This is a genomic window from Burkholderia sp. 572, assembly GCF_040545135.1.
Lineage (GTDB): Bacteria > Pseudomonadota > Gammaproteobacteria > Burkholderiales > Burkholderiaceae > Burkholderia > Burkholderia cepacia.
On the sequence record NZ_JBEPLH010000025.1, the window covers coordinates 77,070 to 100,505 of the forward strand.

Annotated in this window: 20 protein-coding genes and 3 pseudogenes; 14 read left to right on the forward strand and 9 right to left on the reverse strand. The window is 65.1% G+C overall.

The genetic code is table 11. From position 1 onward, the window contains the following. The first annotated feature begins 117 nt into the window (after window positions 1-117). From ABIC51_RS33970 to ABIC51_RS34000, 7 genes are read left to right on the forward strand one after another with little or no spacing between them, the layout of a single operon-like run. The gene (locus ABIC51_RS33970) at window positions 118-1,317 is read left to right on the forward strand and encodes a polysaccharide biosynthesis/export family protein (protein ID WP_354006888.1); all 1,200 of its coding nucleotides are present in this window, start codon (window positions 118-120) and stop codon (window positions 1,315-1,317) included. Further along, a complete protein-coding gene (locus ABIC51_RS33975) occupies window positions 1,314-1,811 on the forward strand; it encodes a low molecular weight protein-tyrosine-phosphatase (protein WP_354006889.1) in 498 nt (165 codons plus the stop codon). Before ABIC51_RS33970 ends, ABIC51_RS33975 begins: the two co-directional genes overlap by 4 nt. Next, on the forward strand, window positions 1,808-4,078 hold the full coding sequence (locus ABIC51_RS33980; protein ID WP_354006890.1) for a polysaccharide biosynthesis tyrosine autokinase: 2,271 nt from the start codon (window positions 1,808-1,810) through the stop codon (window positions 4,076-4,078). The genes ABIC51_RS33975 and ABIC51_RS33980 overlap by 4 nt, the downstream gene beginning before the upstream one ends. Beyond that, complete coding sequence (locus ABIC51_RS33985) at window positions 4,075-5,298, forward strand: glycosyltransferase (RefSeq protein ID WP_354006891.1); 1,224 nt, start codon at window positions 4,075-4,077, stop codon at window positions 5,296-5,298. The genes ABIC51_RS33980 and ABIC51_RS33985 overlap by 4 nt, the downstream gene beginning before the upstream one ends. After that, a complete protein-coding gene (locus ABIC51_RS33990; protein ID WP_354006892.1) occupies window positions 5,295-6,461 on the forward strand; it encodes a polysaccharide pyruvyl transferase family protein in 1,167 nt (388 codons plus the stop codon). Before ABIC51_RS33985 ends, ABIC51_RS33990 begins: the two co-directional genes overlap by 4 nt. After that, window positions 6,458-7,747: a lipopolysaccharide biosynthesis protein gene (locus ABIC51_RS33995; RefSeq protein ID WP_354006893.1), complete on the forward strand. Its 1,290-nt coding sequence runs from the start codon at window positions 6,458-6,460 to the stop codon at window positions 7,745-7,747. Before ABIC51_RS33990 ends, ABIC51_RS33995 begins: the two co-directional genes overlap by 4 nt. Further along, window positions 7,737-8,801 carry a hypothetical protein gene (locus ABIC51_RS34000; RefSeq protein ID WP_354006894.1) on the forward strand — a complete coding sequence of 355 codons (1,065 nt, stop codon included), beginning with the start codon at window positions 7,737-7,739 and terminating at the stop codon, window positions 8,799-8,801. The genes ABIC51_RS33995 and ABIC51_RS34000 overlap by 11 nt, the downstream gene beginning before the upstream one ends. Here the strand turns inward: ABIC51_RS34000 and ABIC51_RS34005 are convergent, their stop codons facing one another. Beyond that, window positions 8,802-9,758, reverse strand: a complete 957-nt coding sequence (locus ABIC51_RS34005) for a beta-xylosidase (protein ID WP_354006895.1) — start codon at window positions 9,756-9,758, stop codon at window positions 8,802-8,804. 147 nt (window positions 9,759-9,905) lie between these two features. Here ABIC51_RS34005 and ABIC51_RS34010 point away from each other — a divergent pair, with 147 nt between their 5' ends. Next, window positions 9,906-10,526 (forward strand): hypothetical protein, encoded by a 621-nt coding sequence (locus tag ABIC51_RS34010; protein ID WP_354006896.1) that lies wholly within the window; start codon window positions 9,906-9,908, stop codon window positions 10,524-10,526. 72 nt (window positions 10,527-10,598) lie between these two features. On the opposite strand, the pseudogene ABIC51_RS34015 reads toward ABIC51_RS34010, so the two are convergent. From ABIC51_RS34015 to ABIC51_RS34040, 6 genes and pseudogenes are all read right to left on the reverse strand, one after another. Continuing rightward, window positions 10,599-10,964, reverse strand: a pseudogene (locus tag ABIC51_RS34015) (RNA-guided endonuclease InsQ/TnpB family protein); the annotation flags it as partial. Between the two features lie 21 nt (window positions 10,965-10,985). Beyond that, window positions 10,986-11,159: pseudogene (locus ABIC51_RS34020) on the reverse strand (anti-sigma factor family protein); the annotation flags it as partial. Then, complete coding sequence (locus ABIC51_RS34025; RefSeq protein ID WP_481192973.1) at window positions 11,140-11,760, reverse strand: RNA polymerase factor sigma-70; 621 nt, start codon at window positions 11,758-11,760, stop codon at window positions 11,140-11,142. The pseudogene ABIC51_RS34020 and the gene ABIC51_RS34025, both read right to left, overlap by 20 nt. A gap of 125 nt (window positions 11,761-11,885) precedes the next feature. Then, window positions 11,886-12,178 (reverse strand): annotated as a pseudogene (locus tag ABIC51_RS34030) (IS5/IS1182 family transposase); the annotation flags it as partial. 109 nt (window positions 12,179-12,287) lie between these two features. Beyond that, window positions 12,288-12,836 carry an ankyrin repeat domain-containing protein gene (locus ABIC51_RS34035; protein WP_354006898.1) on the reverse strand — a complete coding sequence of 183 codons (549 nt, stop codon included), beginning with the start codon at window positions 12,834-12,836 and terminating at the stop codon, window positions 12,288-12,290. Window positions 12,837-12,937: 101 nt separating this feature from the next. Then, on the reverse strand, window positions 12,938-14,476 hold the full coding sequence (locus ABIC51_RS34040; protein ID WP_354006899.1) for a catalase: 1,539 nt from the start codon (window positions 14,474-14,476) through the stop codon (window positions 12,938-12,940). A gap of 263 nt (window positions 14,477-14,739) precedes the next feature. On the opposite strand from ABIC51_RS34040, the gene ABIC51_RS34045 reads away from it, so the two are divergent. The 6 genes from ABIC51_RS34045 to ABIC51_RS34070 all read left to right on the forward strand — a co-directional run bounded on the left by ABIC51_RS34045 (window position 14,740) and on the right by ABIC51_RS34070 (window position 21,223). Further along, on the forward strand, window positions 14,740-14,892 hold the full coding sequence (locus tag ABIC51_RS34045) for a hypothetical protein (protein WP_354006900.1): 153 nt from the start codon (window positions 14,740-14,742) through the stop codon (window positions 14,890-14,892). A 329-nt stretch (window positions 14,893-15,221) separates the two neighbouring features. Then, the gene (locus ABIC51_RS34050; protein ID WP_354006901.1) at window positions 15,222-15,992 is read left to right on the forward strand and encodes a DUF1120 domain-containing protein; all 771 of its coding nucleotides are present in this window, start codon (window positions 15,222-15,224) and stop codon (window positions 15,990-15,992) included. 17 nt (window positions 15,993-16,009) lie between these two features. Next, window positions 16,010-16,750, forward strand: a complete 741-nt coding sequence (locus ABIC51_RS34055; RefSeq protein WP_354006902.1) for a DUF1120 domain-containing protein — start codon at window positions 16,010-16,012, stop codon at window positions 16,748-16,750. A 568-nt stretch (window positions 16,751-17,318) separates the two neighbouring features. After that, window positions 17,319-18,029, forward strand: a complete 711-nt coding sequence (locus ABIC51_RS34060) for a fimbria/pilus chaperone family protein (protein WP_354006903.1) — start codon at window positions 17,319-17,321, stop codon at window positions 18,027-18,029. 43 nt (window positions 18,030-18,072) lie between these two features. After that, window positions 18,073-20,577 carry a fimbria/pilus outer membrane usher protein gene (locus tag ABIC51_RS34065; RefSeq protein ID WP_354006904.1) on the forward strand — a complete coding sequence of 835 codons (2,505 nt, stop codon included), beginning with the start codon at window positions 18,073-18,075 and terminating at the stop codon, window positions 20,575-20,577. A 10-nt stretch (window positions 20,578-20,587) separates the two neighbouring features. After that, window positions 20,588-21,223: a DUF1120 domain-containing protein gene (locus ABIC51_RS34070; protein ID WP_354006905.1), complete on the forward strand. Its 636-nt coding sequence runs from the start codon at window positions 20,588-20,590 to the stop codon at window positions 21,221-21,223. A gap of 922 nt (window positions 21,224-22,145) precedes the next feature. Here the strand turns inward: ABIC51_RS34070 and ABIC51_RS34075 are convergent. Further along, on the reverse strand, window positions 22,146-22,289 hold the full coding sequence (locus ABIC51_RS34075) for a hypothetical protein (protein ID WP_354006906.1): 144 nt from the start codon (window positions 22,287-22,289) through the stop codon (window positions 22,146-22,148). Between the two features lie 133 nt (window positions 22,290-22,422). Next, complete coding sequence (locus ABIC51_RS34080) at window positions 22,423-23,403, reverse strand: OmpA family protein (RefSeq protein ID WP_354006907.1); 981 nt, start codon at window positions 23,401-23,403, stop codon at window positions 22,423-22,425. Between the last annotated feature and the right edge of the window lie 33 nt (window positions 23,404-23,436).

Here is a 23,436-nt window from a genome sequence, read left to right on the forward strand (position 1 = left end):
CGTTCACTGCGGCGGCGTCACGCCCGCTGCATTCCGTTAGACCCCGGCGCGGCTCCGCTTCGACGAGCCCGCCCCGCGCCGTCGCATCGTCGTGCGCGGCACCATTGGAAGGAAACCATGAACAATCCGATCACATCTGCGGCTGCCCGCCGCCGCGGTGCGCTCGCGCTCGTTCTGACGGCCTGTGTTTGGTTGTCCGGATGCGCGCTCGCGCCCGGCATGAAGATGAGCACGGTCGACCTCGACTTGCTCGCGAGCGATCCGAACGACGCCGGAACGCCGGCTACTGCCGCGGTTGCGACCGCCGACGCAGTGCCACATGGTGCCACAGCGCTACCGTCGCTCATCCCGATTGACCCGGCGCTACTCTCGCGCCAGCGCGCGGCGCGCGACACGGCAGCCGCGTCGCTGTCGGCGCTCGCGGCAACGCGCGCGCCGTCGTACCGGATCGGCCCCGGCGACGTGCTGCAGATCACGGTGTGGGATCACCCCGAACTGGCGGCCGCACAGAGTGGTGCGCAACAAACTCCGCCGCGCGCGGCCGACCCGGTCGCCGGCTTCGTTGTCGACGATCGCGGCAACCTGACGTTCCCGTATGCGGGCACGCTGAAGGTCGCCGGGCTGACCGCCTCCGACGCACAGGACCGCGTGCGCCGCGCGCTGTCGTCGATCTACCGCAATCCGCAAGTGACGCTGCGTGTCGCATCATTCCGCTCGCAGCAGGTCTACGTCGACGGCGAAGTGCACACGCCCGGCGCGCTGCCGGTCAACGACGTGACGATGACGCTCGCCGACGCGATCGCGCGCGCGGGCGGCTTCACGCCCGCCGCCGACCAGAGCGACGTGATGGTCGTGCGCGACGGCACGCCCGTGCGCATCGACCTCGCGAGCATGATCGAACACCATCGCGATCCGGCGCGCATCGTGCTGCGCAGCGGCGACCTGCTGCGCATCGGCGCACGCGACAACAACGGCGTCTACGTGATGGGCGAGGTGAACCGGCCCCTGCTCGCGCTGCCGAAGCGCAACGGCCGCCTCACGCTCAGCGACGCGCTGCTGCAGGCCGGCAGCATCAATTCGAACACGGCCGATGCCGCGCAGATGTTCGTGATCCGCGGTGCGCAAAGCCGCGCACCGACGGTGTTCCATCTCGACGCGCGCTCGCCGGTCGCGATGGTGCTCGCGAACCAGTTCGAGCTGGAGCCGCAGGACATCGTCTACGTGGACGGCAATGGCCTGGTGCGCTTCAGCCGCGTGCTGAGCCTGCTGCTGCCGAGCGTGAACACGGGCGTCGCCGCCGGGATCGCCGCGAAATGAGCGCGCGCCCGTTCCTGCTCGTCGTGTGCGAAGGCAATATCTGCCGCAGCCCGCTCGCGGCCGCGCTGCTCGCGGCGCGGCTGCCGCAGGCCGACGTCGCCTCGGCCGGCCTCGCGCCGCCGCCGGGCCGCCCGGCCGATCCGCTCGCGTGCGAGATGGCCGGCGCGCGCGACCTGTCGCTCGACACGCACCGCGCCCGCCCGGTGACGACCGACCTGTGCAAGCAGGCGTCGCTCATCTTCGTGATGGACGACGGCCAGCGCCGCGCGCTCGAAGCGCGCCATCCGTTCCTGCGCGGGCGTGTGTTCCGGCTCGGCGAATACGCGCGCGCGTCGGACGACGCGCGCCCCGGCATCGACATCCCCGACCCGTATCGCGGCACGCGCGCGGACTTCATCCGCTGCGCGGCGCTGATCGATCTCGCCGTCGCCAGCTGGCTGCCGCGCGTCGCCGCGCGCTGGCCTGTCCCTTCCGTTTCCGCCACCCTGCCATGAACACTGCCTCCTCTCCCGAACGCGAGATCGACCTGATCCGCGTGCTCGACGTGCTGCGCAACGCGCGCTGGACGATCGCCGCGATCGCGGCGGCCTGCGTCGCCGCCGGTGCGCTGTACGCGTTCGTCGCGCCGCCGACCTACCAAGCCGACCTAATGATCCAGACCGACGACGCGACCGATGCGGCGTCGAAGAACCTGCTCGGCGACGCCGCGTCGTTCTTCAACGTCGGCTCGCCGGCGTCGGCGGAAGCGCAGATCCTGTCGTCGCGGCTCGTCGTCACGCGGGCGGTGGAAGACCTGCGCAGCTACATCGTTGCGAACCCGTCGCGCGTACCCGTGATCGGCGCGTTCGTCGCGCGCTTCAACGACGGCGTGACGACACCCGGCCTGCTCGGTTTCGGCGGCTACGCGTGGGGCCAGGAGCACATCGACGTCGCGCGCTTCGATGTGCCGACGCGCGCCGAGGGCGACACGTTCCACGTCGTGCGGCTCGACGCCACACGCTACCGTCTCACGGGCGCGGACATGCAGGGCGACGCCGTCGGCACCGTCGGCACCCCGGAAACCTTCGCCACACGCTACGGCCAGCTGCACGTCGAGGTCACGGGTTTCGACGCGATGCCCGGCACCCGCTTCAAGCTAATCCGGCAATCGCGCGGCGAAACGATCGACACGCTGCGCACCGCGCTCGACGTGCAGGAGAAGGTCAAGCAATCGGGCGTGCTGGTCACGTCGTTGCGCGGCAGCGATCCGGCCGAGATCAGCGCGACGCTGAACGCGATCGCAAGCCGCTACGTCGAGCAGAACATCGCGCGCCGGTCCGCCGAGGCGGCCCAGTCGCTGACGTTCCTGAACGGGCAGTTGCCGATCGTGAAGCAGCAGCTCGAACGCGCGGAAACGCGCTATGCAGCACTGCGCAGCCGCACCGGCTCGGTCGATCTCGCCGAGGAAGGCAAGCTCGCGCTCCAACAGGGCGCGGACCTGCAGACGCGCGCGCTCGAATTGCAGCAGAAACGCGACGAACTCTCGCGCCGTTTCCTGCCGACCCACCCCGACATGGCCGCGCTCGACGCGCAGCTCGCGACACTGAAGCGGCAGCAGGGGACGCTCGATGGCCGGATCGCGCGGCTGCCCGCGCAGCAGGCCGAGGAAGTGCGTGCGCAGCTCGATGTCAAGGTCAACACTGATCTGTACACCGCGCTGCTGAACAACATCCAGCAGCTCGAGCTCGTGCAGGCCGGCCGGACGGCCAGCGTGCGCGTCGTCGACGCGGCCGTCGCGCCCGCCGAGCCCGTGCGGCCGAACCGGCCGGTCGTGATCGCGGTCGCCGCGCTGCTCGGCCTCGCGCTCGGCGTGATTGCCGCGTTCGTCAAGGAGTTCCTGTATGGCGGCCTCTCGGCCGTCGACGAGATCGAGCGCCATACGTCGCTGCCGGTGCACGCGGTGCTGCCCGCCGCCACGCGCCAGCGCCGGTTGATGCGTTCGGTCGAGCAGCGCGACAAGGGCCTGCACGTGCTCGCGTACGACGATCCGTACGAACCGGCGATCGAGGGGTTGCGCAGCCTGCAGACCGCGCTGCACTTCTCGCTCACGGACGTCGCGCATCCGCTGGTGCTCATCAGCGGCCCCGCGCCCGGCACCGGCAAGTCGTTCGTGTCGGTCAACTTGGCTGCCGTGCAGGCGTCGAGCGGCCGGCGCGTGCTGCTGATCGACGGCGACCTACGCAAGGGGTATCTGCACCAGTACTTCGGTCTCGAACGCGGCCCCGGTTTCGCCGAACTGCTCGACGGCCGTGCAAACGCCGACGACGTCGTGCGCCGCAACGTCGCGCCGCACCTCGATTTCCTGCCGACGGGCGACCTGCCGCACGCGCCGACCACGCTGCTGCAGCACACGCGCGCCGGCGAGTTGCTCGCATCGCTGCGTGCCCGCTACGACCTCGTCGTCATCGATTCCGCACCGCTTCTCGCCGCCACCGACGCCACCTGGCTCGACATGTACGCAAATGCGGCGCTGCTCGTCGCACGCGCGGGATCGACGCGGGCCGGCGAACTGGTCGAATCCGCGAAGCGGCTGCCGCCGCGGCCGGACAGGCCGGTCGGCGTCGTGCTGAACGGCCTCGATCCGCGCTCGGGCGCGTCCGCGTTCGGCTCCAAATTCGGCGGTTACCGCTACGAAGCGTATCGCTACACCTGCGAGACGCGCTGCACACACTGGTCTCGCCTGCGCGCGGCGCTGCAACGTCTGCTGCGGAGATCCGCATGAGCGACATCGAACTCGCTGCGCCACCGGTCGATCGGGCGGCGGACCACCATGTCCCGCGCCCGTCCGCGTCCTCGGTTTCCGATGCACCGCCCCTGCGCATTGTGCTGGTCGTCGAAGCGGCCGGCGGCGGCGTCGCCGTGCACCTGACCGACCTGATCGCGGGACTGCGCGTCCGCTCGAACGCGGAGATTCATCTGATCGCGCCGCTCGGCGAGCGCTACGACGACGCGATGCTGTCGAGCGCCGCCGCGCAATGCCATTCGTTCCACCGGCTGCCGCTGCGCCGCTCGGTCGGACCGCACGACCTGACCGGCATGCTGGCATTGCGCCGCCTTCTGCGCCGGCTTCAGCCCGACATCGTGCACAGCCACAGCTCGAAGGCCGGTGCGCTCGCGCGGCTGTGTCGCGGGCCGTGGAAGCAGGTGTATACGCCGCATGCGGTCTATACGCTGAACCCGACGCTGTCGCCCGCGAAACGCGCGTTCTACGGCGGCATCGAGCGCGTGCTCGGCAATGCCTGCTCGGACGCGGTGATCGCGGTCTCGCAGGACGAGGCCGACCATCTGCATGAACTCGGCATTGCGCCCCAACGGATTCGCATCGTCGAGAACGGCGTGACGCCGCCCCGGCTGCTCACGCGCCAGGCCGCGCGCATCGCGTTGGGCCTCGCCGACGACATCTTCGTCGTCGGCTTTGTCGGCCGCTTCGATCACCAGAAGGGCGTCGATCGCCTCGTGCGCATCGCGCGCTTGCTGGAGCGGCGCTACAACCGCCGCCTACAGGTCGTTGCAATCGGCTCGGGCGATTTCGCTCGCGCTGCCGGCGACGAAGCGCGCGACCTGCCGTTGAACCTGCACATCGCGGGCCGCGTCGACGACGCCCGCCGCTATTTCTCCGCATTCGACCTGTTCGCGCTGCCGAGCCGTTACGAAGGCTTTCCGTACGTGTGCCTCGAAGCTGTCGCGGCCCGTGTGCCGATGGTCGCAACGGATGTCGCGGGCGCGGCCGAGCTGATCGCCGCGCATCGCGTCGGCCTGACCGTGACGAACGACGATGATCCAACCGTGTTCGCCGCGGCGATCGGCTGGCTGGTCAATCATCCAGCCGCCTTCCGGTCGATGCGCGATCAATGTGCACAAGCGTACGCGCATTTCTCGGCCGACGCGATGGTCGACCGCACGCTCGCCGTCTATCGCGCGCTTCTCCAGGAGAAAACATGATGACCCGTCCCGTTCACGTCGCGCTGCTGCATGCGTACAGCGCGCGCAATTCCGGCGACGGGCTGCTCGTCGAGCTGTCGGTCGCGCTGCTGCGCGATGCGTTCGGCGCCGACACGCAGGTCTCGATCGTCGCGGCCGATCCGGCTTCGTTTCCCGGTCATCCGGACGTGTGGCCGGCACCCGTGCTCGCCGCCGGCGGCGCCGGGCGCCTGATCGGCGCCGCGATGGCCGCGCTGCCCGTCGCCGCGAACCCCGCGCTCGCCGACCTGCGCACATTGCTGCGCGGGGCCGACCTGATCGTCGGTGTCGGCGGCGGTTATCTACGCGCGCGCAACGCGGTCGAGGCGCTCAAGCTCGAAGCCGGGCATCTCGTGCAGATGCGCGCGGCCTGTGCGGCGCGCAAGCCGACCGTCTATTTGTCGCAGAGCATCGGGCCGGCAGCAGGCAATCCGTTGCTCGCCGGGCACCTGACATCGTTGCTCGCGGGCTTCGGCGCCGTGTTCGTGCGTGACGACCGCTCGGCCGCGTTGCTCGCCGGCAATGCGAACACGCGCCGCGCGCCGGATCTCGCGGTGCTCGAATTCGGGCACCGGGCGGCCGGCCTGTGCGACCGCGTGCGCACGGCCGCATCGACACCCGCGCACATCGCGCTGGTGCTGCGCCGCCCGCCCGCGTGGAACGACGCGCAACGCGCACGCTACCTCGCATCGACCGACGCGTTGATCGAGCGGCTAGGCGCGTTCTGCCGCATCACGTTCGCGGTGCAAAGCGCGGGGCGCGGCAACGACGATGCCGCGTACTACCGCGAACGCGGCTTCGACGCCGCGCGCTCGCTGAAGGACGTGCTCGCCGACGACACGCCCGACGCCGTGGTGTCCGTGCGCCTGCACGGCGCGCTCGAGGCGATCCTGCACGGTGTGCCTGCGTATCACCTGAGCTACGAGCGCAAGGGTTTCGGCGCATATGACGATCTTGGCGTCGGCCACTGGGTCGCGAATGCGGCCGACTTCGACGCGAACGCGGTCTGCGACACGCTGCTCGCGCCCGACGCGCTGCGCCGCTTCTGGGTCCAGGCCGAGGTCGGGCTCGCGCGCCTCGGCGACGAACGCGCGCGGATCGTCACGGCATTGCGCGATGCGCTCGCCAGCGGAGCGGTACGATGAACGCCGCATGGTCCCGCCTCGCGTTGCGGGTCGGCGCGCTCGGCCTGAAGTTCATGCTGACGATCGTCGTCGCGCGCACGCTCGGCTTCGACGCGGTAGCCGTTTATGGGGTTGCGCTCGCCGTGTCGGTCGTCGCGTCGAAGGTGCTGGGGCTCGGTTTCAGCACCGAGATCAACCGCCGGCTCGCCGGCCCCGATCCGCGCGACGCGGTGCGGACCTGCGTACGGCTGTCCGTGCTTTACGCGGGCGTCTATGCGTTGCTCGGCGGCATCGCCGCGCTGCCGGTCGACACACTTGGAGCCGCGCGTTTCGGCGCCTTGTCGGACATGCCGCTGCTGCTCGTCACGCTCGTCGCCTGCGCGGAACACGCCGCGCTCGAAGTCAACACGTGGCTGTTCTCGCTGCATCGCGCACGCGCCGCGTCATGGTTGCTGTTCGTCCGCACCGGCGCGTGGGCCGGCATCGCGATCGCCGCGCTGACGGCGCAGGCAATCGATTCGATCGACGGACTGTTCGCGGTCTGGATCGCGGGCGACGTCGTGGTCGTGCTAGCCGGCTGGATGCTGATCGCGGACGTGGCGCGACGGTTGCCGGCGATGCCAGCGTTGTCGGCGACGCGCGTGCGGCTCGGCGCGGTCTGGCGCGACGGTGCGCCGTTCTTCATCGCGCTGCTGCTGCTGTCGGTGCTGCAGTATCTCGAGCGTTTCGTCGCGGCCGCGCAGCTCGATGCGAACGAACTTGGCCGCTATGTGTTCGTCTGGTCGATCGCGAACGCGATCCAGACGATCGCATCGGCGACCGTCGTGGCGGTGGCCGCGCCGCGCCTCGTAAGCGCGCTCGACAGTACGCGCGACGCCGCGCCTGCGTTTCGAGCCGAACTCGCGCGGGCGCTGCGCGCGTCGCTGCTGCTGACCGGCGCCTCCGCACTCGCGATCGCAGCCCTGCATCCGTGGATCTTCCGCCTTGCACACACGGGCAACGACGCGCCATCGGCCGCCATCCTCGCGGTGCTGCTGCTGTCGTTCGTGCTGCGCGCCGCCACCGACGTACTGTGGGCCGCCGCCGTCGCGTTGCGGGCCGGGCGCATGGTGGCATGCGTGATCGCCGGGCTGACGATCGCGTGCCTGCCGATGTCGATCGCACTGGTCCAGGACCAGCGCGCGATCGGCGCGGCCGTCGCGCATCTCATCGCCAGCATCGCGGTGAACGCGTGGCTCGCGTGGGTCGTCACGTCGCGCCTGCCGGCCACGCGCGGCCGGCGCGCCGGAGCGAGCGATGCTGCGTGACATGCTCCGAGGCGTCATCGTCAGCGGGCCGCTGCTGAGCCGCGGCCTGCGCGACGCGATCGCGGCGCTCGTCGCGCTGCTGTACGTCGGCGTGTATGTGAACGCGCGCACGCTGCTGCCGGAATTCATCTTCCGCGACGCGGACAAGATCCAGACCCAGATCGGCGGCGGCTCGACCTACGACGGTTCGTCGTTCGACGCGGTCGGCAAGCTGTACCAGGCACTCGGCGATGCCGGCACCGCCGTGTTCGTGGTCGGGCTCGGCGTCGTCGCGATCTGGCTCGCACTGCGCGAAACGCGCCGGCTCGGCGCGCTCGTCGTTTATCTCGCGCTGCTCGCGCCGTGCCTGTTCTTCAACCTGTTCGTCGCCAGCAAGGACACGATCGTCGTCGCGATGTCGATCGCGGTGCTGGCCGCCGCTCGACTGCGCGGTACCGCGCGGCCGATGCTGATCGCCGCCGCGCTGTATCTCGGCTATGCGGCGACCATTCGCAGCTACTTCGCGCTGATTCTCGCGATCGCGCTCGCGGCGTGGGTTTATCGGCGGGTGTCCACGCTGCCGAGAGTGGCCGGCGTGCTGCTGCTCGTCGCCGTGCTCGTCGCGCTGCCGAACGTCGTTTATACGTTGCTGCAGCAGCCGCGCGACCTCGCCGTCGACTATCTCGTGTATTCATCGCCATTCGGTGCGCGCACGAGTTTCTACAATCCGTTTCCGCCCGACTCCTTTGTTCACTTCGTCGGCAATTATGCGTACTCGCTCGTCCGGCTCAACATGCCGGTTCTGTTCTCGTTCGATCCGAAAGGTCTGGCGATGCAGGCTTTGATTGCGCTGTTCCTGTGCGCCGCTTGGCAGCGCCTGCCGGCCCGGCAGGCGGGCAACGATGCGGCCGCACCGTCTCGCGATGGCGAGCTGCTGGCGTGCCTGATGCTCGGCCACGTGGCCGTGTCGATGCTGTTCGAGCCCGATCTCGGCAGCTACCTGCGGCACCTGTCGAGCGTCGCGCCGTTCGCGGTCGCGCTGTGGTCGATCCGCACGCGGCGCGCGCGGGCCTGATTACCGAACCGGAGGTGCGTCGTGCAGCGACGCGCGCACCGCGTCGAGCGCGGGCTTCGGCGTCCGGTCCGCATGCACGATCCCGTAGCTGCGCTGGGCGGCGTCGGTTGCGTGCTCGGTATCCGCCCATTCGTAGATCGAGATCAGCGGGGTTTGCAGTTCACCGCGCGCGTCGAGCAGCGTGCGCAGGCGGTGCGCTTGCCTCAGCTCGCCGTCGCCGCCCACCGACGCCGCGCCAACCTCGGTGACGAGCGCCGGCAGGCCGTAGCGCGCGTCGATATCGCGTGCCGCCGCACGGATCTGCTCGGGCGTCATTCCGTACGCGTGATACGACACGGCATCGAGACAACCGGGCGCGGCACTCTGCACGCTCGCCAGCAGGTCGCCCGGCACGCTGCCCGGCAGCGGCGCCCGCGCGAACCCGAAGCCGACGATCGGCACGGTGCGCGTGCCTTCGGACATCCGCCGGCAAAATGCGGCCGAGAACGGCGGGAAGGTGTGCGCGACATCGCCGGTCGGCCAGTAGTGGTCGAGGTCGGGCTCGTTCCAGAGTTCGACGGCGATCAGGTCGTGCCCGTGCCGCGCGGACAGCGCCGTGACCGCATCGGCCATCCGTTCGCCCGCGTTCGCGAGCAGCACGGCCGTCGGCCCGGTGCCGCGCGCCTTCGTGAACGCACCGAGCGCCCGCACGGTCAGCAGCACCGGCAAGTGGGCGGACCGCGCGGTCGCGAATGCGTCGTCGAGCTGGGCGCGGTAATCGGCCTGGTCCAGACGATCGGCCCACGCGCCGAAGCGGACGAATGCAAAGCCCGTGTCGCGAATCCGGCGCGCATCGTCATGCGTGAACGACTGAATCTTGACCTGCACACCGACGAGCGGTTTACGGCTCGACGCATCGGGCCAGTGAATGCGGTCAGCGGCGCCCGCCGCGGCCGTCAGCATGCAGCCTACGGCCATGATTACCAACTTGCGAATCCGGTTTGACATCGCGCGAAAAGCCCCTCTTCTGTACTTGAAAACGTGGACGCCCGCCGACCTGGATCGATCACAAGACGATAAATATGGCGAAGACGACACATATCGAGATGATCAGCAGACCATGCATTGATTTCTGGAAAGTCCGTTAGCGTCGCCGACGACAATCGCGGCGACAATTGGACCAGTCCGAACCGCAGTGTCATTCGTACGCAATGCGGCACAGAACACGCACGTGCGGGCCGCGATCGCGCATCTGGACCAACGTGGCTCATCTCGCTGCGCTCGACGCCGGCGCGTGTCAGCGCGCCGCACGCATTCAGGCGGCCCGCCGTTGCGGTCCTGGCCGTCGCGCAAGCACCGATGAGGACCTCGCAGGCGATCCGGCCGCACACCGCGCGGCTATCGCGGCCGTCGGGGCGGCGATATGCGCTGCCGCATCTCATCGGCCTCCGGCCGCGTTCTTCACCCCGATTCCCGACCACGGCACGCGGTCGCATCATCGACACGCTCATGAGTGTGATAGCCGCAAGACCCGCCAATGCGGAATCGCAACAGAACAAATCGATGCGTGACGCAGGATTGCCTACCCGTCCCTCCGGCGCGGATCACTGCCCGGCCTCGCATGACACCACCCCCGAAAGCCAGACGCTGCAACGCAGCCCTAACCTGAAAGGACGGTTTTTGGTCACGAGCGACATGCCGGCCAGCGTGCTGTTCACGATCGACCGTCCCGCGTGGCCGATCTAGGTCGCCGCGATCACAGTCGCATGCGTTCCTCGCGAACCGCAATCCGCGCTAATCAAGCAGCTTGTCACGATCGTCGGGCATCTCGATCACGATGTTGAGAAACCAATTGCCGCGCGCATTCTGTGCAAAGTTGGCTCCATCCTTGATCTTGCCTTCGAGCAGCGCGCGGCAATTGAACACGCGCAAGATGTTGCCAGCGAAGCAGAACGCATTGCCTTCGCGCGTCAAGTCACGGCCCTTCAACAGTACCCAACCGAGCGGTTTTCTACCGCGATAGCGCAGGTAAGCGCGTCGGTGCTAGCTGCGCGACTTCGCGTATTGATCGCACGTTGCGTTGACCGTGCCGGAGTGGATGCCAGGTTCCTTGCTGCTGCCGATCGCCTGCACGTTCAGGTCGAACCCCGTCGGCCACTTCTTGTTCCACTTGAGCGTATGCTTGTCACGCGCCACCTTCATCTCGCCCGCCGCGACTCTCGCAGCCGTACGCAGCAACACAATCTGCCTGCGATACTGTCGGCACCCGCTGCAGGTCGGCAGATGCACGCGCACCTGCACGTACTCTTGAATCGTCAAATGCTGGTCGAGCGTATCGGACAGTAGCCGCGTCACGTCCTTACATTTTCCCAGTAGCATCATCGGTCGTTAGCCCTTTTTCGCTCAGGCAGGTGCGCAGCCGCGTGCGCGCCCGGTACAGCAATACGCTGCAATGATTCGTCGTCAGCGTCAATTCGGTGCAGATGTCAGCGATTTCGACATCGAGAAACTCGCGCATCATGAACACGCGCCCGATCTGTTCTGGAAGGTGATCGAGGCAGGCGTCGAACAGCGTCCAGAACTGCTGTTGCTGCAACAACGTTTCGGGGTTCGGCCATGGTCGCGGCTTCGTATGCGCGGACCAGTGCCCGTTCTCCTTGAACAGCTCTCGGTCAAGCGCAGATTCCCCGTCGAGCTCGGCGTCCAGTGCGGACAGGCTCACTGTCCGCTGCCGCGAGCGCAGCACGTCGATCAGCTTATTGCGCAGGATCCCGAACACCCACGTCTTGTGCGCGGCCCGGCCAGCGAAGTCGCCCGCACGCATCCACGCGACCGTCAGCGCCTCCTGCACGGCATCCTCGGCCGCGTCGGCATCGCGAAGCTGCAGGCGCGCGAAGCGCAACAAGTCGCGCCGCAATTGCGCGAGATAGGCAGGATCGTCGTACATAGGTGGCACGGACGGCTTTGGATAGCGACTCATAGTGAGGCAAACCTCGTGGGAAACTTCTTTGACCGACTTGTCATTGCCATGGCTGACGATCGAAAAATTCAACGTCGGCAGTAACGTTAGCGGCCGACATCAATCATCTGTGGTTAGAGAGGGCTTCACGAAGGCTGCTCGGCGTGCCGGGAGTAAGTCCCGCAGATCAAGCCGCAACCGAGTTTGAGGGGCGCGCCGTGAATGTCAGCACGGCGCTCGAAACGAATACGGAGGCGACGGAAATGATGCAACCAGGCATGCGTATGTCCAACGACCCAGAGATATTTGCCAAGGCCGCTGCCATGTTCGGTACCGCGCTTGCCGATCACCGGCTCGATACCGCGCCTGCCAACGCTCGTCGATGCCGCTCGGAGTCGTAACTGCGATCAGCGTTAGACCGCCTTTGGATTCGCGCTGGCCAGAGGGCGACGGCTTTGAGAACGAAGACCGTCTTCTCTCGCCTACTGCTGGCGACGCGGTGACTTGCAAAGCGTCGGCCTTGAGACGCACAACGCGTGCACCCCGAGCTACCTTTGCACGCCCTGTCGCAAGCTATCGGGTGTATTGCCCGACGCATCCCGCGCATGCAGATCCGCACCGCGTTCGGCAAGGGCCTCCAATAGAGGCGTGCGCTGGAACAGCGCGGCGTACATGGCGGCAGTCTGGCCCGCATGATTGCGTTGGTCCGGATGGCATCGAGCGGCGATCAAACGTCGTGCAATTGCAAGCTCGCCTTTGAATATCGCGCCCATCAGAGCCGTATTGCCGCGCTTGTCCTGAGCGCAAGGATCGGCCCCCGCCGCCAGAAGCTGTTCCACCGCATTCCGATGCCCGTGGTAGGCAGCCAGTATCAACCCGGTATAGCCCTTCTCGTCACGCACATTCAAGTCGTAGCGAGCGGCAATGAAATCGTTCAAAACTGCCTGATTGCCCTCCCGAGCGGCCTCCAGGAAATATTTCTTCAGCTTCGCCCGGATCATCTCCGGGCTCTCGGGCGCGCCATCCTTGGCCACTTCCACCGCGTAAGCATGCGCGAATACCAGGGAAATCAGAAATGAAAGGAATATTTTTCGCATGTGTTCCCTACCAGCCCCTATCCCGCCGCGAGTGGACCGTGCATCAGCGCGTCAGCGCGCCGATGCACGGCACTCGGTCGACACGGGGCTTGAGTCGGCGGTCAGTCGCTCAATTTGGCGGCCAGCGCCTTGACACGCGCCAGATCGCCGTTCGCGACCTTCGCCAACCCGGCGCCGTAATCGACATCCGCCTTGTAGAAATACGACAGGAGGACGTGCCGGCTTTCGTCGTCGGTCTTCGCGAGTTCGCTACCCAGCGTGTTGATCAGATCCGTTTTGTCCTTCGTGCTGAACGAACGAAACAGTTCGCCCGCCTGCTTGAAGTTCTGCTCAGATCGGATCTTCGCCTGCTGCGTCGCCCCCTTCAACGGCGTTTCCACGCCGCGCGCGGACGGTTGTTCGACGCGCCTCTGCAGACGGCTCGGCTGGTAGTTCACGCTGCCGGTTGCATGACCGGCGTTCATCGCACCATCCTGGTTGACGTTATTGACGGCCACGCGCGGCTTGTTCACCGGCAACTGCAATCCGTTGGCGCCGACCCGGTACATTTGCGTATCGGCGTAGGCGAACAAACGGCCTTGCAACAACCGGTCCTCGGACGGCTCGATGCCAGGGACCAGATTCGCCGGCGCCATGGCCACCTGCTCCGTTTCCTGGAAGATGTTGGCTGGATTCTTGTTGAGCACCATCTGCCCGATCTTGCGCTCAGGAACATCCGGCCAGATCTTCGTTGCGTCCAGCGGATCGAAGTCAAACTTCGCGAGCTGCTCGGGTTCCAGCACCTGGATGTACAGATCCCACTTCGGGAAGTCGCCCTTGTTGATGGCTTCGATCAAGTCGCGGCTCAGGTAGTTGTAGTCGCGCCCCTGAATCTCGCGAACCTGCTGCGGGTCGAGATTCTTGATGCCTTGCAGCGATTTCCAGTGAAATTTCACGTATCGCACCTGGCCTTTCGCATTGACCATCTTGTACGCGTGGACACCGTTTCCATCCATCATCCGATAGCTGGCTGGCGTGCCCTGGTTGGAGTAAAGCAGCGTCAGCGTGCGGGTCGACTCGGGCACGTGCGAGAAGAAATCGAACCGGCGCGCGTCGTTCGGCAGGTTCGTCGCGGGGTCGGGCTTGACCGAGTGAACCATGTCCGGGAACTTGATCGCGTCGCGGATGAAAAACGTCGGGAAGTTATTGCCGACCAGATCCCAGTTACCGTCCTCCGTGTAGAACTTGGTTGCGAAGCCGCGCGGATCCCGATCAGTTTCCGGCGAGTATGAGCCGTTGGCCACCGTCGAAAAGCGCACGAATACCGGCGTCTTTTGCCCGCGCTTGAAAACCTTCGCCATCGTCAGGTCGGAAATATCGGCAAGTGCCGTGAATTCACCGCGCGCGCCGGTGCCGCGTGCATGCACCACGCGCTCGGGAATCCGCTCGCGGTCGAAGCGCTGCAACTTCTGCAGCAGCTGCACGTCTTGCAGCAAGGTCGGGCCGTTCGGGCCCGCAGTCTGGGAATTCTGATTGTCGCCGACTGGTGCGCCGTTATCGCGCGTGAGAGTCGACGCAACCGCTGTTTGCGATGCCGCATACATCGTTATCAGCGCGATCAGCCATCGCACCGACTTGAATGCGTGTCCCGTATTTTTCATGTGCCTTCCAAATAAGAAAATACCCGTGCTAGCCGAAACCGTGTTGGCGGCGTCAACGACGTTCAGACGCACACGCGCGGTGTGCTGAATCCAACTGCCAAGTTCAGAGGTGCCGGCACTTCGAGACTAACGACGTAGATAGGCGAGAGCAATAAGACGCACGCTCATCATCTATAAGACAGATACGAGCTCACCTGACCTGAGAAGGATCGTGCAGCCAAACGGCAAGTGGGTTCTCTTATCGTGGAGGCGAGGAGAACTCAATGAAGAAGCGCCCCACCGACGAACAGATCATCCGCATTCTGCGGGAATGTCGAGAACGGCGAAGATGCAGTGAAGAATTGGCGCAGGCGGCACGACATTACTGCACCCCGCTCGGAACCCGCTCGGAAATCGTGGAGACAGGTTGGTTCTAGTTAATGCTCACCCGGCAGAAATACGTCCGAGCGGCTTATTGATATTTGCCTCGACTCCCGCGCATCGCCCTGAATCTCGCGCGGCCCATGTCGCTTGGATGCATCCAGTCGTTGAAGCCGGTGGCTGGTGAATATCTCCACGACGCGTTCGTCTTTTCGAGATTTGCGCCGTGGCTCCCGGCAATCCACGTCAAATATCAGACGATTCCCATACATGATTGGACGCGTCATATCTACGAATCCTTTTATTTCCATACAATTATTTCGCTGGAGTAAACGAAATTGATTCGCGTGAATGGTCATTCGATGGACTCCTGATTCTTCCCCCTTTGAGCGGCATCCGTGCATCGGGGAAAGGCCTGTTCAACCTTTATTTCCTTTACATTTGTGTGAATAAAAAACTCTGCCTGGCAATTGCATTGCCCCCGCTGCTCGCCTGCAGCTCCGTCGCCATTGCGCAAACGTCGGCGACGCTCGCCATCAAGGGCACGATCACGCCGCCAGCGTGTTCCATCTCGCTCGATGGTGGCGGCATGGTCGATTTCGAAGCGCGCTCGTTCAGCGCCCTGAACGTCGACGGCACCAAGATCGATCCGAAAACCGTCGGCATGAACATCAGTTGCGAAGCGCCCACTCGTGTCGGCCTCGCCATCACCGATGACAAGGCCGCGACGAAGATCGCCAAGGCCGACGTAACGTCGACTCGATGGGCCCACAGTACGCCCAACGACAGTTACGTCTTCGGCCTAGGCATGACCGGCAGCGACGGTAACACGAAGATCGGCGGCCTCATGCTCGGTTTCGAAAACGGTGTCGTCACCGTCGACACCGCAAACACCAATGGCGTGCAAGCCGGCGTGATCTACACGAGCGATAGCACCACCACGGGCAACTGGTCGAACGACGTGACGTACAGGCAATACTTCTCCCCGACCATGACCTATTCCTGGGCCGCGAATGGCACGGCCACCCCCACCCCGGTCACAAACGTCGGCGGCACCATCTCGATTACCCCGACCATTGCCAAATCCGTGACACTCCCGACTGCCGACAAGATCGACTTCGACGGCAGCGTCACGCTCAACCTGGTCTACCTCTGATCATCAGGAATACGAAAATGAAACGTCATCAACTCAGCGTGCCGGCCATCGCGCTCGCAATGCTCGGTGTCGCGGGTTCTGCCGTGGCCCAACAAACCTCCGCTACGATCGAAGTCCGTGGTGAAATCACCCCGCCGGCATGCGATATCCGCTTCCCTAGCGGAGACACGCTCACGTTCACGCGCGCGTTCAATGCGCTCGACGCGGGGGGTACCAAGCTTGAATCGCAAACCACCGAGATGAGCGTCAGCTGCGAAGCGCCGACCCGTGTCGCCGTCAAGCTCACCGACGCCAAGGCCGACTCGAAGATCGCCTTTGGCGACGTCACGTCTACGACATGGGGCAACCCCACAGCAGCTGGCTATGGGGCTGGTTTCATCTTCGGTCTCGGCACGACGCCGGATACCGATGGTGAGCCGAAGAAAATCGGTGGTTTTATGATCCAGGCGATCAACGGCACAGCAACCGTCGACAACGCCGCTGGCAAAATCGCGGCGCTGCAGTCCAACAATACGCACTATTATCACTCGGCCAACGACCATATCAACACGACGCTGGTCACGGAGTACAGCTCGATGACGAACGGCTACACTTTCTATCAAGGCAGTTGGCGCGCCTCCGGTACTGTTCCGGTCGCTTTCAAGGACGCCACCACCATGTTGACGGTCACACCGACCATTGCCAAGCCGACAACGCTGCCGGCCAGCGACGAAATCCAACTCGATGGCATGGTGAATTTCGAACTGCGTTATCTGTAATGCAATCCTGAGGCATGTGTCGATCGGCACATGCCGCAATCGCGCGCGCTTCATTCTCACCCCAATCAGATAATTGACCGAATGCTCGATGTCGATTATCGATCACCGTCTTTCAGGGCAGAAAGAATAAAGGCAACAAAATCCAAAGCACACCCTGAAATCGATATCGCACCCGATCCGACACAAGCACCTGCTCGTGTGGATTCAGTTCACATTCGCCCCTCCCCGCCGCCTCGATACCGGACGAACCACGACGCTGGCAACCTCGCCGAGCGAAAGATCAGATGGATCGCCGGGCCAGCCCGACTCGCCCTCTTGCCTTGCTGCATCAAGCCTTCAAGGCACTCGCCTTGCACCTGCCACCCGGGCAACGAATATCAAGGGTACGAGCAAAAATAACTCGCCACCCGCAAAATCGTACTAATCCTATCTATGGTCGGACCCAGTCACATCGTCATTTTTTTGCCCATCTATAAAATCTCAAAAATCGACAAGACGACATCTCCACCCAAACATTCCGTTCATTATTCGGTATTTCAAATATTGAACCACCCCTGGAACCTCGAAAATGAATTCGCTGAACAAATCAAAATTTATTATCGCATTCTCGCTCGCCGCTTCGGCACTGCTCGGTGCGACACAGACCCACGCGGGCGGCCCGGTTCCTGAAACGTCCGTCGTACTCGTGCGCGAATCAGAAGGCGGCGGCAGCATTAAGATCACGAACACGGAGCCGACGCCGATCCTGCTGATGACCTCGATCGAGAACATCCCCGAGGACGACGAAAAGCTCGTGCTCGCGACACCGCCGGTCGCTCGCGTCGAGCCCGGTCAAACGCAGCTCGTCCGCTTCATCATGACGAGCTCGGCACCGCTCGACAAGGAACGGCTGAAGCGCGTGACGTTCGAGGGCATTCCGGAAGTCAGCAAGGGTGGCAACACGGTGCGGATGACGGTTCGCCAGAACCTCCCGATGCTGATCCTGCCGAAGGGCGCCAAGGCCGAACGCGCACCGTGGACCAAGCTGACCGCCCACGTTGAAGGCGGTGAACTCGAATTGCGCAATCCGAGCAGCCACGTGGTTCGTCTCGACCAGACCGTCAGCGTGATGCCGGGAGACGACTCGGTGACGCTCCCGAAGTCGTACCTGCTGCCCGGCGAGTCCGTTCGCGCGGCCGCCAAGGCACCGCTCAATCCGTCGCAGACAACAACGGCCCGGATCTACCCCGCCACCGTCTACGGATACATGGTCAAACACCACGACCTGTCGGTTCGCTGACCGCCAATCACGCCGCTGCGCAGCGGCAACCATTCGCACGCCCATGTCCGACTTTCGCCGCCCACGCCTGCCCGCGCTCACCCGATGCGCCGCCCTCGTCGTGGCGGCGTTCGGCGCGATCGGCCCCGTCGATGCAGCCGAGTCGATGTTCGATCCGGATGTGCTGCGCGCCCGTGGCATCGATCCCGCCATCGCCGAGCGCTTCAAGTCATCCGCTCGCTTCATCGGGGCCAACACGCCGGTCGATCTCGTCGTCAACGGGCAAAAGATCGGCCGGGTCAACGCGACGTTTGACGACGACGGCCGGCTGTGCATGGACGCCGCATTCCTTCAAGCGGCACGCCTGAAGCCCGTCGACATCGCACCGGAGGCCGGCGCGGCCGACGTGGCCGCCGACACCGCGCGTGTGGTCTCGCCCGCTTGTCGCGCCTTCGTCGACACCTATCCGACGACGATCGTGCGCTTGAATCCGGCACAGCAGACGATCGACATCGTCGCACCGCCGGAAGCGCAGGCCGCACGCGAGGCGCAGACGCGCGAATTCAGCCAGCGCGGCGCAGCCGGCATCCTCAACTACAGAATGGTTGCGACCCACAATCGCTACGCGAGCGGTACCAGCCAGTTCATGCAGGCGTCGACTGAAGCCGGATTCAACTACGACGGCTGGATCGTGCGCACCCAGGATTATTTTTCGGCCCGCAACGGCACCCAGCAATGGGATCACCTGACCGCGTACGCACAACGCACGTTCGACCGCTACGGGTCGGTTTTCCAGTTCGGGCAGATCAACACGCAGGTCGAGATCGTCGGCGGCGTGCCGCTCGACGGCATCCAGTTCTTCCCGGAACAGGCGCTAGCGCCGCACACCACCGGGCAATCGTTGATCCAGGGCATCGCAAACTCGCAGGCCCGCGTCGAGGTGCGCCAGAACGGCATCCTGATTCATTCGACCGTCGTCCCGCCGGGCCCGTTTACGTTGTCGGATGTGCCGTTGACATCGACCGCACGTGACGTGACGGTCACCGTCGTCGAAACCGACGGCTCGCAACACTCGTTCGTCGTGCCGACAGCCGCGCTGCAGCAAGTCAATATCGAACCGCCGACCGGCCCCAGCTTCGCGATCGGCAAGGTACGCGGTATTTCGGCCGACACTGGCGGGCAGATCTGGCTCGCAAGCGCAACCTATGGCGTGTCGCTCGGCAAACAGGCCAACCTGACCGGCGCGGCGTCGCTCACGGACGGCCATCGTTCGATCGGCGGCCGGATCGATACGCTGCCGTGGTCAGGCGCCACCTTCAGTGCCCAGGTGACGGCCGCCGACGATCGGCGCGTCGGCGAACGCGGCATCCAGACCATGATGCTGGGGGCGGTGCAATTGCCGTGGAATTTCTCGCTGAGCGCGTCTGAGACACGCCGCACGCCCGGTTTCCGGGACGTGCTCGAAACGGTCGGACGCTCGTCCCGCCCCGACGAGCCGACGCTCGATGACGGGCCGTGGTTTGACGCGCGCCCGCAGCTCCAGCGTACGCTGGGGATGACATGGTCGAATACGAAGCTCGGTGCGATCGGCATCAGCTACAGCAGTGCGTCGACGTTCGGTGGATCGGGCTCAAAGCGAATGTTCATGTCGTGGGGGCGGCAGTTCGGCCCCGTCAGCCTGTCCGTGTCGCTCGACCGCGACATGGGTTCCAGCGAACGAAGCCACACCGGCACCAACCTGTTCGCCACCGCCACGTTCTCGCTCGGCCCCAACAGCAATTCGCTCTACGTGAGCCGTGCGGACAAGCGCCAGAGCGTTGGCGTCCGCACGAGCGCGGCAATCAACGACTATGCGAATTACTCGCTGTCGGCTGCCTACAACGACCACAGCAGGCAGCCAGCGTTCAGCGGCAGCCTCAACGTCACGCCGCGCTACACACAGCTCGCGTTCGGTTCAAGCGTATCCGGCAACAACTCGTCGTTCTCGGCGCAGGCGTCGGGCGGCGCGGTACTGCACGGCCATGGCGTGACGCTCTCGCCGTATCCGGTCCGCGATACGTTCGGCATCATCCGCGTGGGCGACCTCCCGGGCGTCGGTGTCAACACGCCGGCCGGTCGTGTCTGGACCGATGGCGCCGGCCGCGCAATCATCGCGTCGCTGCCCGCGTACAGCACCGGCCGGATCGAAGTCGCTACCAAGACCCTCGCCCGTCACGTCGATCTAGTCAATGGCTACCAACCGGTGACGTCGGGGCGCGGCGGCGTCAGCGACGTCACGTTCGATGTGATCAAGGTCCGCCGCGCGCTGCTGACCGCCCGGGACAACTATGGCAATCACCTGCCCCGCGGCGCGTCGGTCAACGACGGCAGCGGCAATGTCGTCACGCTCGTCGGCGACGACGGCGCCGTTTTCCTGCCGGACATCGGCGCCGGCGCGCCTCCGACGCTGATCGTTCGCGACGCGATCGGCAATGAATGCGCGCTGGACTTCGCACTCACGGACAAACCGGATGCCGACGCCCCCTATGAACGCGCCGACGCGCAATGCCGCGTCGGCGCAGCCAGCTGAAGGAATCACAATGAAGCCCCGCCCCCTCTACCGACGCATTCCGGCGCTCGTTGCGCTGATCGCGATCGGCGTGCCGCTTGCTAACGCGAACGCACAGCCTTCGCTCCCACTGCACGTGGCGCCCGTCGGACACGATCGTTTCCAGCCACTGCCAATCGTGCGGCCAGTGCAACGCAAATGCGACGTGTCCATCGGACAGGGGATCGTCGAGTACGGCCAGCATGCCGCCGGCGAGCTGCGGCAGATCGGCAAGCAAGGGCTGACGTTAGGCAAACGCACACTCCCGCTCTCCGTCACCTGCCCGGCACCCACCACACTGTCGCTCTCGCTGAGGGGACGGTCGAATACAAACGGCGACCTCGCGTTCGGCACGCTAGGTACCACACGGCTGACGCTCGGCGACGCAATGCTTGATGGGCGGAAAGTACAGTTGCAGACGAACAGGGGGACTGCGGCGCCCGCGGACGCCATCGCCTTCTCGGTCGGGCATTCGATCACGCTCTCTACCGCGCAAGGTATCGACGCGCGCGGGCGAACCCTGCTCGCGACGCTGACCGTTGAATCGGTGATTCCCGCTGGCGCAGCGAAAATCGCCGACCTCATGGACTTTAGTTCGGACGCGGTTCTCGAAGTGACCGAACGCTGATAGTCAGGGGCTGCGTGCTGTCCGTGAACCGCACGCGCGACGGACGAGATTCTCGTGTGCCGGTTTTCAAACCCGTTCAGTCATATTTCTCCACACCCCGATTTCATCCCGACATTCCGCTCGCCAGACGGCCTCCGCATTCACTTCGACAAGCCGGCCGCCGCTCATTCCGTACACGCATACGGGCGCGAACCGAACATTCCAGATAATCCGGACAGTCGTCGCTCCATCCCCCGCAAACGCGCCGATCAGTCCCCCGCACATTCGCAAGCCGAATCCTGCGGGCGCCCGCCGGCAGGCTCGCTCTCTGCAGCGCACTTGCATTGTCGGCACGTAGCACGCCGACTACAGCCCCTCACGATCGACCCTACTTTTTTAGCAAAGAATGTTCAGAAGCCTCCAACTAGCGGACTTACGATCCATTGCCACACAGCTTTAGTCGCCGACAAGCGTGGGCCTCGATGCCGATGCAGTCGCGCCGCTACCGTCCATCCCGCTACGCGGCAATATCGAGGACCATACTCCGGGCGGCCCGACCCTGTATCTCCACGAGATCCCGCCGGCCGGACCACACTGAAGGTGCCGATTCGCGAGAAGTTCGGTGAAACCGGGGAGCATTGATTCTGTCGAGCAGATTTTCTGCCTCTATCGTCGCTCTCAGCCTCCGCGGGACGACATCCTTGCTATGGGCGGCAAGCGTCAAGTGCGGGCGACAGCGGCAAAGGTTCGCATGCGATTTGCTTGCGAGCGATGTCGCGAAACAGGCGAGAACCAGCGTCCGATGGATTGGTCCTCGATACGGAAAATCCCTTTTCAACGTCCCATCCCATCGCACCTGGGTACATGCCGGACGTAAACGAAAAAGGGCGACGCAAAGCGCCGCCCTGTATGAAGTAAATGTACTGGTGTCGATCAGGGCTCGTTACGCATCGCGTTGCGTTTGCGCACAGTGCGTCACCCACGATTCCACCAGCTTGCGTTTGCTGCTCGGCGAAGCCAGCACGTACTCGTTGATCGCGGAATGGAAGGACGCCTGGTCGGTGTCCTGCAAGGCAGCATATCGCACGAGCGTCTCCGCCGCTGCCGGAGTAGGTTGTTTGGTCCTCATCGTCGATCGCCGTTCAGAACGGGTCTGCATCTATGCACACCCATTCATCCTGATCGCCCCCGCCCGTTGGCGCGGGCGATCCCGGCCCCGCTCAGGCGGGACGGCTCGCGTCGACCCGCACCACCACGCGACGGTTCGGTGCATAGCACGCAATGCGTTGCTGCTGGCTACCGCTGCAGGCCTCCACCACCGGCTCGCTGTTGCCCGCGCTCTCCGTCGCAATCTTCGCGGCCGGCAAACCGCGCTCGATCAGCATCCGGCGCACGGTGGCCGCGCGCGCCGCACCGAGCTTCTCGGCAGCCGCGTCCGAACCGATCTGATCGGCGTGGCCGATTACCATGATTTGCGACAGCGTCGTGTTTTCCGCGCGCATCTGCTCGACCAGGCGGCCGACCGCTTCACGCCCACGGCCGGTGATGTCGCCGTAGCCGGACTTGCCGAACGCAAACAGCAGATCGCCGCTCAGCGTGTAGTCCTTGAATTGCGGTGCGGGCAGCGCGGCCGGTGCCGCAACCTGCTGCGACACGTTGCAGGCGACCGTCGTCGCGGCACGCGACAGCGCATGCACTTGTGCGCGCGCGCCCTGCAGCTCGCGTTCGGCCTGTTCGCGCGACACCGCGACCGGTGCGCCGTTGCCGCCTTCCTGCACCTTCAGGAAGTAGGTCGCACCCGCCTTCAGGTTCGCCTCGAACTGGTTCGTTGTCTTGCCACGATACTCAGGTGCATCGTTCAGGTACGCGCCGATCGTATGATTGCCCGGCTGCACGCAGAATGCCGTGTAGCCGTTCGGCCGCAGCGCGGTCTGGAAGTGACCGTCGACGTAGACGTTCGCCGCTTTCGCGTTGCCGCCCGCAGTTTGCGCACGATAGTACACAACCTGCACCTGGTTCGACGCGACCTGGCCGACCGGCGCGTAGTTCATGCCGAACACCTTGCCTGCTTGCGTGCCGGCGGCCGAGACGGCCATCGAGTCGTCGGTCTGATATTGCTGGGCGAACGCCGGTGCTGCCGCGATCCCCAGCACCATTGCGCTGGCGAGCGCAACATGCTTGATGGTTTGAATGCCTTTCATGATTGATCCAATAGTTTGCTCAGCACAAGCTAG

Bases quoted from the DNA above. Each gene is read 5' to 3' on its own strand.
- ABIC51_RS33985 (WP_354006891.1), top strand. From the start codon at position 4,075: ATGAGCGACATCGAACTCGCTGCGCCACCGGTCGATCGGGCGGCGGAC.
- ABIC51_RS33970 (WP_354006888.1), top strand. From the start codon at position 118: ATGAACAATCCGATCACATCTGCGGCTGCCCGCCGCCGCGGTGCGCTC.
- ABIC51_RS34035 (WP_354006898.1), bottom strand. From the start codon at position 12,836: ATGCGAAAAATATTCCTTTCATTTCTGATTTCCCTGGTATTCGCGCAT.
- ABIC51_RS34000 (WP_354006894.1), top strand. From the start codon at position 7,737: ATGCTGCGTGACATGCTCCGAGGCGTCATCGTCAGCGGGCCGCTGCTG.
- ABIC51_RS34065 (WP_354006904.1), top strand. From the start codon at position 18,073: ATGTCCGACTTTCGCCGCCCACGCCTGCCCGCGCTCACCCGATGCGCC.
- ABIC51_RS34060 (WP_354006903.1), top strand. From the start codon at position 17,319: ATGAATTCGCTGAACAAATCAAAATTTATTATCGCATTCTCGCTCGCC.
- ABIC51_RS33980 (WP_354006890.1), top strand. From the start codon at position 1,808: ATGAACACTGCCTCCTCTCCCGAACGCGAGATCGACCTGATCCGCGTG.
- ABIC51_RS34045 (WP_354006900.1), top strand. From the start codon at position 14,740: ATGAAGAAGCGCCCCACCGACGAACAGATCATCCGCATTCTGCGGGAA.
- ABIC51_RS33975 (WP_354006889.1), top strand. From the start codon at position 1,314: ATGAGCGCGCGCCCGTTCCTGCTCGTCGTGTGCGAAGGCAATATCTGC.
- ABIC51_RS34005 (WP_354006895.1), bottom strand. From the start codon at position 9,758: ATGGCCGTAGGCTGCATGCTGACGGCCGCGGCGGGCGCCGCTGACCGC.
- ABIC51_RS33995 (WP_354006893.1), top strand. From the start codon at position 6,458: ATGAACGCCGCATGGTCCCGCCTCGCGTTGCGGGTCGGCGCGCTCGGC.
- ABIC51_RS34025 (WP_481192973.1), bottom strand. From the start codon at position 11,760: ATGAGTCGCTATCCAAAGCCGTCCGTGCCACCTATGTACGACGATCCT.
- ABIC51_RS34080 (WP_354006907.1), bottom strand. From the start codon at position 23,403: ATGAAAGGCATTCAAACCATCAAGCATGTTGCGCTCGCCAGCGCAATG.
- ABIC51_RS33990 (WP_354006892.1), top strand. From the start codon at position 5,295: ATGATGACCCGTCCCGTTCACGTCGCGCTGCTGCATGCGTACAGCGCG.
- ABIC51_RS34070 (WP_354006905.1), top strand. From the start codon at position 20,588: ATGAAGCCCCGCCCCCTCTACCGACGCATTCCGGCGCTCGTTGCGCTG.
- ABIC51_RS34055 (WP_354006902.1), top strand. From the start codon at position 16,010: ATGAAACGTCATCAACTCAGCGTGCCGGCCATCGCGCTCGCAATGCTC.
- ABIC51_RS34040 (WP_354006899.1), bottom strand. From the start codon at position 14,476: ATGAAAAATACGGGACACGCATTCAAGTCGGTGCGATGGCTGATCGCG.